Raw genomic sequence first — 13,997 nt, 5'->3', positions numbered from 1 at the left:
ATAAGAGACAGGCAAAAACTCGTGCCTCGTCGTCACCGAAGGACGCTGGGACAACGCCGACGTCCGCATCGACAGTCAGGTCACCGGATACACCGGTCTCGGACAAGGCCGCGGCCGGATCACCGGCATCACCGTCGACGTCGAAGTCAGTGGCCGAGGATTCCGGCCCCGATCCGCCACGCTCGACCTCAGCGCCACCAACGGCACCGTCGACTGGGCTGCACAGACACCGCATCCGCAATCCCTGCACCGCGCGCTATGACCGCCCCCGACTTCACCGGCTGGCACGAACCCTGGCCACTGACACCGACCCTGCACCAACTCGACGAGCCCCGCCGAGTAGTCGTCGAGATGAACCGAGCCCTCCCTCTCGCGAAGAACGCGGAAAGACCGGACAGGCTGCCATTGCGAGTACTCGCCGGAGGCCTCCGGCTCGAAGGAACCATGCCCGGGACACTCCACGCCTGGGCAAGATTGAGCGACGGACAGTGGCTCGGGTGCGTCAAAATTCACGCCACCACCGGCGACGGCAAAACCGGCCTCGACCTGTGGCTGTGGGTCACCTCCGATGCAGTGACCAGTGCTGTGCACTAGGCGTCAGAAGGCATGCTCTTTCTGACGACTCGAAGTGATCGAGACAGGCCGCGGCCTCGCTGCCCGGTACACCCGTTTCAGACAAGGCTCGATCCCAAATACCCACCGTGTCCATGGTGCGACGGCCTTGTGAATCACGCTGCTACGGCCGATCCGAACCCGAGCAACGCTGAAGCGCCAAGCGGGAGGGAACCTCGTACGAATTCTGCCGTCCTACACACACGTTCAGAAACATGCACGGAAGCGACGCAAATTGGTACTGTCGTGTGTATGACTCCACTGAAAGGCGCATGACGCGCCAACGCACGCTTGTCGTGCAGATCGACGAGATCGCGATCGAAGACGGCCAAATCGAGCCGCCGAAACTGGGCGCGGTGATCGAGTTCCCACTTCGTTTCGCCGAACAGCCTGCAGTCAACGCTCACACAGTGACGATTCGCGCCGTTCTGGAAGCAAACGAGCGTGACCCGGTCTTTCAATACACAGGCCATGGTTCGCCTCGTAAGTGGGAATGGAACGGCATCTTGCGCGGTGACGGGTGGACGGCGTCTTGGCGAGGCTTCACTCCACGCACCGGGCACGTTGAACTCACCGGCCGCTTCTATGGGGTGATGGGATACGACACCCCGACGAATGCTCGTGGTCGGGTGACCCGAGTGCAGTTGGTCACCGAACGCTATCGGCGCCCGCCGGAGAATCACGGATGGCACATGGTGCCCGGCCACCGCACATTCCGTGACGTCGAGGCGGCGCCACGCTTTTTCGACAACGACATGATCATGCGCGATGACCTCTTCGAGGTGGACCGTGAAGTGGGTGTCGTCGTCGATCTCGATCTCGACGACGTACCACCCGAACCTGCTCGCCCGTCGATCGTTCCCGGTGACGTGTCGGCATCGGGCGAGGCGTTGTGGGTCGTGGACATGGAATTGCCGATCGTGGTGAGCATCGACTCCGATCATGTTGCGCGCGAGCATGTTCTGCCCGGTCCGATCGGACACTCTCGGCACGTGTGGGCCACTCCGACGGAATGTTGGGTGGGCGGCAAAGACGGCTTGTACCGGTGCGTGATCGGCGCGGCACCCCGGAGAGTCAATCTTCGCTCAGTGCATCAGGGAGCTGTGATCGGCGAGCACTTTCTGGCCTGCCCGTCCGGAACGACGTGGTCGTTGCACACCGCGGACAACGAACCGGTTGTAGTGGAGGTGCCGGATGGATACGTCAGATCGATTGCCGTCGACGGTGAGTTCTTCGTCGTTCTGATCGAGCAGCTCCATGCCGACATAGGGTCGAGTAGCCGTTTGGTTCGGGTGACGGTGACCGGAGAAACAACCGTGGGCCCAGAATTGGCGACCATCCCAGGTCGACGCGGGGCATCGCCATATCTCGCGGGAGCGCCGCTGCGGATCTTCCGCAGTGGGACTGCCTCAAGGGTTCTTCCCGATCTCGCTCTCGGTGCGATGGAACAACTCGAGGGTGACCCCTTCCATGGTGGGCAGGTCGGAAACTTCGTGTGGATCATCGGGCACCCGCCGGACGGGACGTCCCGAACGGGATGGTGGCCGCTACCCGGTCCGGTGGATTACGACCGCACCCGCCGCCAGTTCTGGCTCTTCACCTTGTTGGATGCGGGCACTCTCGAACCGGTGAAGAGCACACCGATCTTCGCCACCAACCCCGCTGTGACGACCGATGGCAAGGGAACCATCTGGGTGAGAGGTGCCGGTGTGCAGTCGATACCGACAGAGTCGATGCAGTGGCCGGATGACTTGGACGTGGCCGCGCTACTCGACGAGAACTGATCCGCCATCCGCATACGGTTGCGTCCTCGCCGAGGGCGCTGTCCGTCAAGAAGTGATGGTCGGGCGATCGGAACCGTCTGGGTGGTGTGGACCGGAACAGGGAACCACATTGACCGCTGCCCACATCCGTCGAGGTGTGCCAATTCATCAGATACACAGACGATTTCAGTGAGGCGATCCTTTCGCAGACGGTCCGAACTGGGGACATGGTGCATGTAGTGGCCCAGTTCAAGCGGGACTCCCTCAAATCGCCATGGTTCGGCGAGTGCCCCACAGTCTCGAGCATTCCTACACCTGTGGTGTGGCTGGTCGATGACGCGGGAAACGCTGTCAGGGTGGCATTTCCGGTCGGTGGAACATGTCGATTACCAATTCCGGAGGCGTACGAGGCAGTGATGAACCTGACGGTGCAGAGCGAAGACATGCACTATCTTCCACGTGCATTGTGAGAGAGGTTCTGTGTGTTGCCCGCAGTCGATGGGGCGCCGCGCAATCCCGGGCACTTGCCGATCGCTACAGAGCTACCGGGCGCTTCAATTGCACCGTGAGCGTGAACGCGCCCAGGAAGGTGAGTGCGAGCGAAATATACGCAACGATCGTCGGACCCCAGTTCCTCGGCTGGACAATGACATTCAAACCATTGCCTGGGTCCGGGCCGTCACATGTCACCCCGATCGGCCACCACGACCGAACCGCGCGCACCCCGGCTGGCCCCGGGTAAGGCGGGTTCTCCGGAGTTCCCCACGGTGCGCGCTCAGCGCACAATCCCGCGGAATTGCCAGGTGCGCCCATCCACGGAGCGGCCAGCGCAATCGTGAATACGACAATGCCAAGGACGATGACGAACAGGGAAATGACCACTGCATCTGTCCTGCGGGACTTGCTGCCAGATGTTCGACCTTCGCCCATCGGAGAAGACTATCGTCCGCCCACGGAAATCCCTGCGAACCTGGGCCATTGGACTCCGCCACCTGGAGGCTGACCCACACGATGCCACTCCGTGGCAGTGAGGTGCATGGTCCGTTTCCCGTTGTACGGTGAACCATGTCGCTGTCGCACCCTCGCACGTCGAAGATCGTCGTCGTGGCGCTGGTCGCCATCGTCGCGGTGGTCTATCTGTATTTTGCTTCCGCCTTTCGCAGTGCCAATGTATTCGCACCGCCGGAGCGGATGACATCCCTTGGTCGCACCTACCTGATCAGCAATTTTCCGCCACGCAGTCGTGAAGAGCTCGACCAGCGGTACTCGCAGGGGCATGGCACGAGCTACACCTTCGAACGGGTGAGTTCCTTCCCGATCCCACTGGGTCTTCCTGTCTACCAGTGGCAGAACGACGACATTCGCGGCCAGGCAACGGCGACCGCCTACCTCGAATGGGGTGACAAATACATCAGTTATCAACTCTCGGGCGCCCCGTAGGCAGGCCCGCGGCCTGTCAGCGTCTGGGCAATCTCGATCGCCAGACAAACAGGACTATGCCGAGCGCGGCGACGCCACCGATCACGGTGAGTACCCACCACAAGGACTTCTCGCCGTCGCCGCTGCTCACACTCGACTGCGGATCGACTGTCCGAGGCATTCCGTAGACGGCCACCGCGGCAGCACGTGTTCGTTCGTTAGATGACTGAGTCGTCGCCGAGCAACTGTTTACTGACCATGATGCTGAGGGGTTTTCGCGTCTGGAGGTGAACACGATGTATTCGGTCCCGACTTCGAAACTGAGACCGCAGGAAGCGCTGAGCTCGAATGCCGATACGGTCGCCGTCGGGCCGACGTCACCTGCGAAGACCTCGCGCACATCGAACTCGTAAATCCAGACAGGGTCGCTCTCACGTTTGGCAGTCGCGGTACCGGTGAAGACCGATGCGGCCTGCGAGACCAGCTCGTCGATCTCAGGTCCATCAGGGGCATAGACACATGAGCAGGCATGGGCGGGGGCGGCACTCGCCAACGGCAATGCTCCTGCAAGACCGATCACGATGAGCATCGACAGTAACCACCGCATAAGGCCCCTCTTGTTGACATGAATGTCGTCTCACGGCGACGTTACGGTAGATGTTCGAGGGCGGAGAGCGATCTCGGAAGTCGACCTGTCGGGAGAGGAGTGCAACGGCCAGGATGCGTATGTCCGTGATCAGATCTGCTTCTTGCGAGCGAAATGCTTGTGCCACTTAGCGATGGCGTCATTGGCGAAGGCGACAACAGTGGACTTCCGGACTATGCGAACCCCTCGACGGCCCGGCTCGGTGATGGGTGGGCTCCCGGAGGCAGCCGAAAGATCAGATCACAGGGCTGACCGCAAGTGTGGCATTGTGAAAATGACTGTCCTGCATACAGTGTGGAAACATGTCACCGGTTCTCGTGAAACACGAACACCCCGTAGACCAGCGCGGCTATCGTCGCGAACTGCATGGCCTGATCGCGGAACTCTTCCGGTGCGACAAGTAGCACCGTATGGATGATGCCGGTCACCGCGAACAGGGCAAGACCAGCACGCAGACGCCGCTCACTCACCGTGGTCGTGATCTTCCCGCCCACGCTCGCCACCGCGCCCTGGAACTTCATCTTCAGAGAGGGGTTGGCATCGATCAAATCGGCGACGAACGCTTCCTGCTCGTCAGAGACATCTGCGAGGAAGTCTTCGATCTCGTCGATCAGATCGTGATCTGCGGCCTCGGCGATGTTGTCCAGGATCGAGCCGATGTTCGGCGCGAGGACGGTATCTCGGAACTGATTCATCAGTGAGGGAGTCACCAGGTCATCGATCGAATCGAGCATCGTGGTGAACTGCGAACTGATCAACGTATCGGTCAGGATCGGAGAAATAACGAACTGATCCCGCACGCCATCGCTCATCCGCCCAACGAGATCCACGATCGGCGACTGAGCCGAGAAGACAGTGTCGAACAACGTCACCGAGTCGACGGTCTGCAGATAGGGCGCCAACCACGCCGTATCACCTACTGGGCTCAGCGAAGCCGAGATCGAGTCCAGCCACGGCGTATCCAGATCCCTGGCCAGGTTCTGCATCTGATCGAATGCGGGCGAGGTGAGCTGCTCGGCTATACGAGCCATCACACCGTTCGCTGGGCTTTGCCAGTTGAGGAGATTGACCGTGTTGAATGCTGATGCGTTCCGCGCTGCCTCTTGCAATGACGTGGTATCGAACGAAGTGACATTCTGCATGACAGCATCTCGTATGCCGTTCATGTCGATCGTTGCCGCTTGCTCTGCCGCGACACGAGCGAAGTTGGGGTCTTCGAAGAAATTGTGTGCCATGGTGCGGCGCCTTCCAGTAGGAATCCGCCAGCTTAGCGAGGGTGGGTGGCAAGCGAAATAGCGTTCGCTACCGTCGGGTGCCAGCAGGGCTCCGCCTGCCAGAATCCGGCACTATGTGGGGATGCAATTCACCGCCATCCATCGGGGCCTCGGCCTCGAACCGCAGCCACTGACCTGGACGCTGATCGAGCAGGCCGTCGACGCTGGGCTTCCCGAGCAGGCCGATCTCGATTGGAAAGGCAAACGGCACGAGCACAAGGGACCTGTCTGGAAGGACGAACTCGCGAAAGACGGTGCTGCAATGGCAAACTCAGGCGGCGGAATCATCGTTGTTGGCGTTTCCGAAGACAAGCCGACGTCGAAAGCTGTCGGCTTCGACGAGCCGGTCCAGTGGAACGACCTCGACGCGCGGAAGTACCGAGAGGTCATCTACAACAACACGCATCCTCCTGTCTCCGACGTGACATTCGACAACCTCGTCGACCGCGAGGGATCGGTGCTCGTCATCACCATCGCCCCCTCGTTGGACGCACCGCACCTCCTCATCAGCAAGAACATCGATTTCAGGGCGCCCTTCAGGGATGGAACATTGACGCAGTGGATGAAAGAGCGCCAGCTGGCAGCGGCGTACAGATCCCGGTTCGCCGACCGCGGCGACTTCACGGCCCGACTTCACGGTCTCTACGACGAGGTCGCCGGTTCCTCTCACGCAGACTCACGAGTCACCTTCGTCGCTGTAGCAGCGCCGGAAACCGCGAGGCCGTCGAGTCTTGGTCGTATCACCGGCGCGAAGGCGACCTACATTTTCCAGAACGCCCACTTGCTGCAGAACACGCTCTTCCCTTTTCATGACAGGAGCAGTCCACTGCTTGATACGGGCGCAAGTTTGGAACGCGCCCGCCGTGGCTTCCGTCGCCAAACAGCCCGATACGACCGCGAGGACGGCGCTCACTCTCGGTATCGCTCGGCTCAGGCCTCGGTGCACGACAACGGTGCCGTCAGCCTGGCCTGGACACTCGGAGGGATCGTGAGCAACACCGAACCGCACGAGGTGACTTCTGTGCTCGTAGAAGTGGCTGTGGGAGCATTTCTTGCCGTCCTCGCTTCGGCTGCCCGGACACTGGGGATGACAGGCTTGTACGAGTTGCGGGTCGGCCTGGCCTGGGAAGGCAGTGACCCCATCACCATCCACGGGCCGGGCGAACTCGACGCCCCCGAACCGTACGCACCAACAGCTGCCGACGACTTCTATCCCGCGCCAGTACATACGATTCCGATCAAGGCATTTGTGCCAGTGGATATCTCGATCGACGCAATGGCCGACGACGATACCCTGCGGGAGGCCGCATCCGAGCTCGCGCTGGACTGCGTTGCGCAGGGCGGCGTCGACACACTCGAGGCCCTTCGGACGGAACTACGCTGATTCGGCGATGAGGGTTCGAAGAGAATCCGCGCCACCCCGGGGAATGCGACCTCATCCCGGTGCGACGTAGTCACACGCGGATACCGGATCAACGCAGCGTCGATATTTGGCCAACAGGTTGTTGGCCAAATGGCTGAACGACGATCACCACGCGCTCAGGGACACGACTGAACGCGGCGCTCCTGACGTGCAATCCCTCCGATCGAATAGCGAATTGGAGAAAACCTCACCAATTACGCCGCGGGTGCGCACACTCGAAAGATGAGTGCCCGCAAGCCGGTCAAACCCATGCTCGCGACGCTCGGCCCACCACCAGAAAAGGAGGGCTGGGCGTTCGAGCAAAAGTGGGATGGATTGAGAGCGATCGCCGCCACCGGCGAATCCGCGCCGGTCCTGTGGTCCCGCAACGGAAACGCCATCACCCGGTCGTTTCCCGAGATCGTCGACGCACTCACTGCACAGCTCGGCAACCGTGAAGTGGTCCTGGACGGGGAGATCGTCGCGCTCGACGCCCGCGGTGTCCCATCCTTCTCGCTTCTACAGCGCCGCATGCACGTGCAAGCCCCGACTGCACAGGCCCGCAGATCCGTCCCAGTGACGTACTACCCGTTCGATCTCCTCGCGATCGACGGCGAATCGACCATGTCGCTGACTTACCTCGAGCGCCGCGCAGCGCTCGAAGATCTAGGTCTCATCGGCGACCGGATCGTCGTACCCCCACACTGGCTCGACATCGATGGCACCACGATGCTCGAGGTGGCCCGCAAACACCATCTCGAGGGCATAGTCGCCAAAAGGATCGACTCGACTTACCAACCCGGGAAACGATCCCCACGATGGATCAAATGCCCTGTCCGAGCGAAGACCACCGCCGTCATCTGCGGATACCTACCCGGCTCCGGAACCGCCAGCGGCGGAATCGGATCGCTGATCCTCGGCGCCCACGATGGCACCGGGGTCCTAATCCCTATCGGACACGTCGGAACCGGATTCACCGATCGAACCCGACGAGAACTACGCACCAAGCTCCACGAACTCGAACGCCCCACAAGCCCCTTCGCGATCTCACCTCCCCATGCTGCAACCAGAAACGCGAAATGGACTGAACCGCTGCTTATTTGCGATGTCGAATATCGTGAATACGTCGGCGGCGCACTTCGGCATCCGGCGTACAAAGGGCTTCGCACGGACAAATCGATCAACGATGTCAAAGCACCGATATTCGAAACAGGTGCACAGTAGGCCCGTGATCGGGGCCACCGGCCTTCATATCGGTCAGTCGTTCGTCGACGCCTCGGCGGCGTTGCCTGCCGCGGCCCCACCACGGCAGCCGCGCGGCGTCCTGCTTCTGCGTGGGGCTGCACAGGAAGCGCGGTCTGCCACGAAAAAACCGGCGGCACAACCGGTATGATTCATCGTAAGCTGGAGGGCGTGGAGCGCACACGCGGGCAGTCGGGATCATCCGGGACAACGGTCGCCCACGCGCGCACTTCGATCCTCTACCAACGAGTCCGCAAAGAGGGCGTCACCGCAAAGATGTTGCGCCTGATCGAGACTGGCCGAGAGAACTGCGGATACATCGGCACTGGAACCGAGAGACCGTAAGACCCTGCGACAAAGGATACTGATCACGATGGATAGCCCCACCCGTGCCCCGTGGTTGCGATTGATCGATCCTGATGCAAAGGCGCCGACGCCAATCCCCCTGGAGTTCAACCCAGAGCGTCTAACCCAAGCGCGATGGCTTGCAGGGGAGACTCGGAGGGCACTCGCCGACAAGATGGGTGTCGATCCGGTTGCAATTGCTCAGTGGGAAGTGCGGGCAGTGGTTCCTCGCCCTGATCACATCAGAGCGCTCAGCAAGATTCTTGAAGTTCCTTCTTCTTTCTTTGCAGTCGGTCGGCCACACGCACGGCTGGATGCCTCGGCGATCCATTTCCGGCAGTTTCGACAGATGTCCACAGTTCAACGCAACCGCGCAGTCGCGCACACCCAGTTGGTGTGGGAACTGTGCAACGCGTTGGAGAAACGGGTCCGTTTTCCCGCGGTGGCCCTGCCAGGCTTTACCGGCGGCGAACTCACACGAGCCACTCCGAATGACCCGTTCGACGCTGCACGAAGTCTGCGGCGGGCATGGGAGATTGGAGACGGCCCGATCTCACGTGTAGTGAGAACGATCGAACAGCACGGGATCATCGTCAGCATGGGAGCATTCGGTGTAGACGATGCAGCGACAATCGATGCCTTCTCGACAACACATCTACCTCGCCCGATCATCGTTCTCTCACCACATCGCGCAGACGACGTCTTCCGACACCGATTCTCCGCCGCACACGAACTCGGCCACCTCGTCATGCACGACGAGTGCATTCCCGGCGACGCTGTCCAGGAGCGGGAAGCGGACCTTTTCGCCGCCGAATTCCTCACCCCGGCCGACCAGATCACACCCGCACTCCCCAAAGGCGTCACCCTCGACTCCCTGACTGCCGTCAGTCAAGCGTGGGGAGTGTCCGTCGAGTCGCTGCTCCGCCGAGCCAAAGAGGTCGGGACCTTGTCGTACACGAGCCATCAGCGCGCACACGAGAGATACAGTGCTCTTCGTAAGAACGGCTCGATCAAGCCGGAATCGATCGAGAACTTCCCCGGGGAGAATCCCGCGCTACTCAGGGCGGCATTCGCCGTTGCCGATGAGAATGGGCTGGGTCTGAAAGCTCTGGCGGAAGAGCTTCAGTTTTCGCTGCCCCAGACGCGCCGTCTGCTCGGGCTGAAACAGGAGTCCACGACGCTGCGACTGGTCTCTCAGCATCCTCGACCAGTGCAGCGAACTCAAGGAGCGCCATGAGCGAATCATCCGAGGCAGCGAGCCGTTCCGACGATGAAGCGATCAACACTGCGAAGGCCGCTCTCCTACTTGTGGGAGGGAGGTGGACCGCTGATCTAGAGATGTCCTGTCGACGTGTACTCCGCGGAGAGAAGACCGTCGAAGAGGAACTCAATCACTTCCGCCAGCATCTGAGGACCAGCGAACATCAGACGGAGGAGGAAGACTTCTGGGCTGAGGCAGACCGAACAATGGGGACAGACGAAGCCAAAAAGATCACCATGGATGAGGCAGTAACCCTCTTCCTCCAGGACGGGATCGAGGAATGAACCTCAATTCAGAAGACGAACCCGAAGGAATTGCCAGCCGAGTGAGCAGGATTCGGGGTAACCCGGACGCGATAGTTGGTGACCTCGACGATTTTGCGTCGAATGGCTGGCGCGTTGGTCCTCTGCCCAGCCCTCGCTACACAACGGAGATCGCCAAGCGCGTCGAGAGTCTACGTCGCCGCTTCGCGTGGATCTCGTCTGTCGAGGCGTCAACGATCGTGGACTCCAATGATTCTGATGCGCTCAATCACTTGGAGGTGTTGCGCACAAGTGCACCGTTGATCGCCGTTTCGGATGCCGGAAAGTGGGAGCTTCCCGTGTTCCAGTTCGACCGGGAGGCCGGTGTCGTCATCCCGATCGTCGCCTACGCAAACAGGAAAATGAAGGCAGCCACAGATCCGTGGGGTGCGCTGTCATGGTGGGAGACCCCCATTCGTCTCGGGGGCGGTAAGACTCCACTCGAGCTTCTCGCTGGCGGGGGGTTGAACGAACAGTTCATCGACAATGTTTTCGCCTCGTATCGCCTCGGCATGTAAGCAGTAGCAACGCCCTACCACCCGCCGTCAGGGGGTTACACCTGCGTTCCGTGGACATCTAATGTTTGTCGCACAGCAGAACTACGCTTCTCCGAGTATGCGAGGGCTGAGAGGATTCGAGCTATGACCGTGCCGGTGCCGGAGTTCGATGCAGGCTTCCGCGTTACCGCCGACGCCGACGACGTATACACGGTGTACGTTCCCGGCCTGGGTATTTCAGCCACTGACCCGGACTACGACACAGCGGTGGCAGGGCTGGTGCGACAACTCCGGAAGTACGCCCACTGGTGGCAGCACTCGGAAAACCCGACATCCGAGTCTCCGGAGCGCAGTGCAGCGTTGACCGCGCAAGTCCAGTCGTCCACCGACGCGGAAATCGTCGAATGGATTGAGAGGGAACCGAACCCGAACAGGACCTATCTCCCACGATCTGAGCCGATTGGATACGTGTTCGCGGGCTTCGACGTTCAGATGGAGGACGACGGGACACCGATCCTGCGGTCACGCGACCTGGATCTGGTATCCGCAGAATCTACCCTCACCGAAACCGTGTCCGAGATGACCTGCGCGATGCTCGGCTATGCCGACGAATGGACCGCGAGATCTGAGCTGCGAAACGCACGGAACCACAACGCGAACGCTGCTGTCGTGAGCGCTGTTCGCTCCATGACGTGGCCGCAGATCTACGACTTCGTGCTTACCGAGATCCGAGATGAGCCTGCGATTGAGGACATGACCGCTGCGCCAGGGCTTGAGGCAGAGCGACTCTGCGGTTGCCCCGCCAGGCACGAGGTGAATGACTGACCGTCGTCGCGACAATTGAATCCTGAACAGCGGTGGGGCAAGACGGCATTCTGCACGTAGGTCGCAGCAGGTAAAGCAGGTAAGCCCGCATCACCAAAATTTCAGTGCAACAGGATGTTTGAGTGGTACAGATTTCCCATATAGTGGGTGAAACCAGAAAGCAGGCGGCCCATGGCATCGATCCTGATCTCGGAACTTGAACGTGACCGCATCAGCGCAGTGCTGGGTCGCAGGAACACCAACCGTGACATTGCTACTGCCCTCGACGAGGGAGTTTCGCAGGCCGACATCTCTGAAAGGCTCGTGACGCCCGAAACTGAGGTCAGTCGTGTGGCCCAGACAATTCGGATCTGGCCGGAGTCGATAGTGCGCAGTCCCGGAGATGTGATCCACGAACGCGCACTCGGTTACCTCAGCGATGATCAGATGATGAACGAACTCCTGGATTGGGTGTACACATTCGCTCGGCGCCCACACGATGGATACGCTGACGGCTCGATTCCCGGAACCTGGGACGACGTGGTGGACGGGTATTTCGGCCATCTCATCACCCGTGAAGAACTGACCATGCTGCGTGATCGGGTGAAACCGCCGCGTTGAGGATACGAGCAGCACTGTGCCGCTTCGAATCACTCCCAGTGCTTTGTTGATTCGCCTCCGCCGGATACGGTCGTGATGGCCTGTTCGCTGGCGTGATGCTGATGATTCTTCGCCTTACGTTGCCGATGCCCTCGGCATAGGGCACCTCACAGTGTCGACACGTCGGTACGGGGACGTAATGTGTTCTGAGGGTCGTCCCCGTGGGCGACAAGTCCCGACTGCAAAGTCCGCCGAAAAAGTCTGTCCAAGAGAAAGCTTGAAGGTATGCAGTTCCGTCGAACGATGATGAGAATGACCGCACTGACCGCCTGTGCGCTGACAATGACAGTGGCATGTTCAGCCGGAGACGACACGGATCGAAGTGTGTCGACGTCGGCGGTGGAGGATGCAGCCAGCGGTTTGCCGAAGGCCCCGCCCACCAAGTTGCCGGGCTTCTGGAACGGAATGAGCGGTGGCGTCTTCGAGTTCGCGGCAGACGATCCGTTCTACACAACCGACAAAATCATCTCGGTCGGTAACAGCTCCACGGCTCCAACGCTCTGGACCTGGGGCGGGGAATCAACGGTGCTCAACCCGGTCTCTGACGGTGAGATCAAAACCGGCGGTAGCTACATCGTCAACCGCGACGGGCGTCCGTATGTGGTCACATTGTGGACCGGCAAGACCGCTGTCTCAGGTAACACTCTCGGTGAAGCGAAGACGGCGCATGGGTTGACCACGTGGGATGACACAGGCGCCGTAGTCTTCCACGGCGAACGCGTCGACCAGGACAGTGCCGCGATGTCTGCCCGAGTCGCTCTGGGAGCGAAATGGAAACAATCCGGCGGATATCTGGTCCAGCATCTGGACGCCACGGTGATCGACAACGTCTTTCAGGACGGCGAGTTGCTCCTCGACCCACTGACCGGGAAGAGTCGGGTTCAACCCATACCGAACGAAAAAGGGGTTCAGACCACAGTTCTGAGCGAGGCTCTGACAGCTACGGGTACATGGGAAGCGGGGGACACGGTCACGCTGACCAACAGCAAAACCGGCGCAGTAACGACTCTCACTACAGACCAAGCGAGGTGTGGCCCCGGGTTCGCGCCGGAGTTGTCGTCGGTGAAGTCGTCGTTCGACGGCCGCTACATCGCAATCGGCCAACGGGTGATCGACACGAAGACACAGGACTCCTCTTGCCTGGACGCCGCTGGTGGACCCTCCCTGTCGGCGATCGCCTCCACGGGAATCGCGTACGGCACGGCCTCGCAGAACGGATCCAAAGTTGTCATTTCCTACGACTTCGAGACGAAAGCAGTCACAGTCCTTCCTGACGCAATGGTCGCTCCCGACTTCGTAGGTCCGGATGACATCGCCGTCGTCGCCCCCAAGGTCGGCGGCAATCGCTATTTCGGTGTCTACCGGACCTCTGACCGATGACGGGGGCCCGCCCGATGGGAAAGGCGGAATTAGAGCGTCTTTCCACTGAACATGTGCCGATCGATCATTCGCAGCCGCTCACGGTAGGTGAATTCGATGATCCGGAGCTCGAACATCTCGGTGATCGATTCGATGAACTCGACTATGTGCCCGCCACCGATGTGGTGCAGATGTTCGGGCAGATCCTCTACATCCGCCACCAGGATCTGGTCGTGATCCCTACCGCTGCAGCATCACTGGACATGATTCGCTGTCAGATCGTCAGAACGAGGAAGACGAAACTGGCAACACGAGTGATCGATCTACCCAAATCGGTCGTCCTGCAGGGGGTAACACTCGGTATCAAGGTCCCCGACATCCAACGCCGGAACTCCACGCGATGAACGCGCG

At 60.6% G+C, this 13,997-nt stretch carries 16 protein-coding genes and 1 pseudogene; 14 read left to right on the top strand and 3 right to left on the bottom strand.

Going from position 1 to position 13,997, the window contains the following annotated elements; translation table 11 throughout:
- Window positions 1-235 (bottom strand): hypothetical protein (locus J1M87_RS24830; protein ID WP_206492423.1); only part of this gene is annotated, 235 nt, incomplete at its 3' end.
- Window positions 236-258: 23 nt separating this feature from the next.
- On the opposite strand from J1M87_RS24830, the gene J1M87_RS24825 reads away from it, so the two are divergent.
- The 3 genes from J1M87_RS24825 (at window position 259) to J1M87_RS24815 (ending at window position 3,815) form a co-directional block, all read left to right on the top strand.
- Window positions 259-594, top strand: coding sequence for a hypothetical protein (locus tag J1M87_RS24825; RefSeq protein WP_206492422.1), 336 nt, complete (start codon window positions 259-261; stop codon window positions 592-594).
- Between the two features lie 290 nt (window positions 595-884).
- A complete protein-coding gene (locus J1M87_RS24820; RefSeq protein WP_206492421.1) occupies window positions 885-2,396 on the top strand; it encodes a DUF6578 domain-containing protein in 1,512 nt (503 codons plus the stop codon).
- 1,044 nt (window positions 2,397-3,440) lie between these two features.
- Window positions 3,441-3,815, top strand: a complete 375-nt coding sequence (locus J1M87_RS24815; protein WP_206492420.1) for a hypothetical protein — start codon at window positions 3,441-3,443, stop codon at window positions 3,813-3,815.
- Between the two features lie 16 nt (window positions 3,816-3,831).
- Here the strand turns inward: J1M87_RS24815 and J1M87_RS24810 are convergent, their stop codons facing one another.
- Both J1M87_RS24810 and J1M87_RS24805 read right to left on the bottom strand, forming a co-directional pair.
- Window positions 3,832-4,401 carry a hypothetical protein gene (locus tag J1M87_RS24810; RefSeq protein WP_206492419.1) on the bottom strand — a complete coding sequence of 190 codons (570 nt, stop codon included), beginning with the start codon at window positions 4,399-4,401 and terminating at the stop codon, window positions 3,832-3,834.
- Between the two features lie 344 nt (window positions 4,402-4,745).
- Window positions 4,746-5,675: a hypothetical protein gene (locus tag J1M87_RS24805; RefSeq protein ID WP_206492418.1), complete on the bottom strand. Its 930-nt coding sequence runs from the start codon at window positions 5,673-5,675 to the stop codon at window positions 4,746-4,748.
- A 121-nt stretch (window positions 5,676-5,796) separates the two neighbouring features.
- On the opposite strand from J1M87_RS24805, the gene J1M87_RS24800 reads away from it, so the two are divergent.
- The 11 genes and pseudogenes from J1M87_RS24800 to J1M87_RS24755 all read left to right on the top strand — a co-directional run bounded on the left by J1M87_RS24800 (window position 5,797) and on the right by J1M87_RS24755 (window position 13,990).
- The gene (locus J1M87_RS24800) at window positions 5,797-7,098 is read left to right on the top strand and encodes a helix-turn-helix domain-containing protein (protein WP_206492417.1); all 1,302 of its coding nucleotides are present in this window, start codon (window positions 5,797-5,799) and stop codon (window positions 7,096-7,098) included.
- A 261-nt stretch (window positions 7,099-7,359) separates the two neighbouring features.
- The gene (gene ligD, locus J1M87_RS24795) at window positions 7,360-8,340 is read left to right on the top strand and encodes a non-homologous end-joining DNA ligase (RefSeq protein ID WP_241257444.1); all 981 of its coding nucleotides are present in this window, start codon (window positions 7,360-7,362) and stop codon (window positions 8,338-8,340) included.
- Between the two features lie 4 nt (window positions 8,341-8,344).
- Entirely contained in the window at window positions 8,345-8,509 is a 165-nt protein-coding gene (locus J1M87_RS24790) for a hypothetical protein (RefSeq protein WP_206492416.1), read from the top strand.
- 222 nt (window positions 8,510-8,731) lie between these two features.
- Window positions 8,732-8,974, top strand: a pseudogene (locus J1M87_RS29515) (multiprotein-bridging factor 1 family protein); the annotation flags it as partial.
- A 78-nt stretch (window positions 8,975-9,052) separates the two neighbouring features.
- Complete coding sequence (locus tag J1M87_RS24785; protein WP_241257443.1) at window positions 9,053-9,940, top strand: ImmA/IrrE family metallo-endopeptidase; 888 nt, start codon at window positions 9,053-9,055, stop codon at window positions 9,938-9,940.
- Window positions 9,937-10,248, top strand: a complete 312-nt coding sequence (locus tag J1M87_RS24780) for a hypothetical protein (protein WP_206492414.1) — start codon at window positions 9,937-9,939, stop codon at window positions 10,246-10,248. Before J1M87_RS24785 ends, J1M87_RS24780 begins: the two co-directional genes overlap by 4 nt.
- A gap of 218 nt (window positions 10,249-10,466) precedes the next feature.
- Window positions 10,467-10,784, top strand: a complete 318-nt coding sequence (locus J1M87_RS24775) for a hypothetical protein (RefSeq protein ID WP_206492413.1) — start codon at window positions 10,467-10,469, stop codon at window positions 10,782-10,784.
- A gap of 123 nt (window positions 10,785-10,907) precedes the next feature.
- Window positions 10,908-11,588: a hypothetical protein gene (locus tag J1M87_RS24770; RefSeq protein ID WP_206492412.1), complete on the top strand. Its 681-nt coding sequence runs from the start codon at window positions 10,908-10,910 to the stop codon at window positions 11,586-11,588.
- A 330-nt stretch (window positions 11,589-11,918) separates the two neighbouring features.
- Entirely contained in the window at window positions 11,919-12,188 is a 270-nt protein-coding gene (locus J1M87_RS24765; RefSeq protein ID WP_206492411.1) for a hypothetical protein, read from the top strand.
- A gap of 291 nt (window positions 12,189-12,479) precedes the next feature.
- The gene (locus J1M87_RS24760; RefSeq protein ID WP_206492410.1) at window positions 12,480-13,607 is read left to right on the top strand and encodes a hypothetical protein; all 1,128 of its coding nucleotides are present in this window, start codon (window positions 12,480-12,482) and stop codon (window positions 13,605-13,607) included.
- Window positions 13,608-13,660: 53 nt separating this feature from the next.
- A complete protein-coding gene (locus J1M87_RS24755) occupies window positions 13,661-13,990 on the top strand; it encodes a hypothetical protein (RefSeq protein WP_206492409.1) in 330 nt (109 codons plus the stop codon).
- Window positions 13,991-13,997 lie beyond the last annotated feature (7 nt).

Source organism: Rhodococcus sp. KRD162 (assembly GCF_017168335.1).
Taxonomy (GTDB): domain Bacteria; phylum Actinomycetota; class Actinomycetes; order Mycobacteriales; family Mycobacteriaceae; genus Rhodococcoides.
This window is presented reverse-complemented; position numbering and strand designations above follow the sequence as displayed.

Excerpts from the sequence above, each read along its gene's own strand:
- ligD (WP_241257444.1), top strand. The coding sequence starts at position 7,360 with ATGAGTGCCCGCAAGCCGGTCAAACCCATGCTCGCGACGCTCGGCCCA.
- J1M87_RS24780 (WP_206492414.1), top strand. The coding sequence starts at position 9,937 with ATGAGCGAATCATCCGAGGCAGCGAGCCGTTCCGACGATGAAGCGATC.
- J1M87_RS24825 (WP_206492422.1), top strand. The coding sequence starts at position 259 with ATGACCGCCCCCGACTTCACCGGCTGGCACGAACCCTGGCCACTGACA.
- J1M87_RS24815 (WP_206492420.1), top strand. The coding sequence starts at position 3,441 with ATGTCGCTGTCGCACCCTCGCACGTCGAAGATCGTCGTCGTGGCGCTG.
- J1M87_RS24800 (WP_206492417.1), top strand. The coding sequence starts at position 5,797 with ATGCAATTCACCGCCATCCATCGGGGCCTCGGCCTCGAACCGCAGCCA.
- J1M87_RS24760 (WP_206492410.1), top strand. The coding sequence starts at position 12,480 with ATGACCGCACTGACCGCCTGTGCGCTGACAATGACAGTGGCATGTTCA.
- J1M87_RS24770 (WP_206492412.1), top strand. The coding sequence starts at position 10,908 with ATGACCGTGCCGGTGCCGGAGTTCGATGCAGGCTTCCGCGTTACCGCC.
- J1M87_RS24785 (WP_241257443.1), top strand. The coding sequence starts at position 9,053 with ATGTCCACAGTTCAACGCAACCGCGCAGTCGCGCACACCCAGTTGGTG.
- J1M87_RS24810 (WP_206492419.1), bottom strand. The coding sequence starts at position 4,401 with ATGCGGTGGTTACTGTCGATGCTCATCGTGATCGGTCTTGCAGGAGCA.
- J1M87_RS24805 (WP_206492418.1), bottom strand. The coding sequence starts at position 5,675 with ATGGCACACAATTTCTTCGAAGACCCCAACTTCGCTCGTGTCGCGGCA.
- J1M87_RS24820 (WP_206492421.1), top strand. The coding sequence starts at position 885 with ATGACGCGCCAACGCACGCTTGTCGTGCAGATCGACGAGATCGCGATC.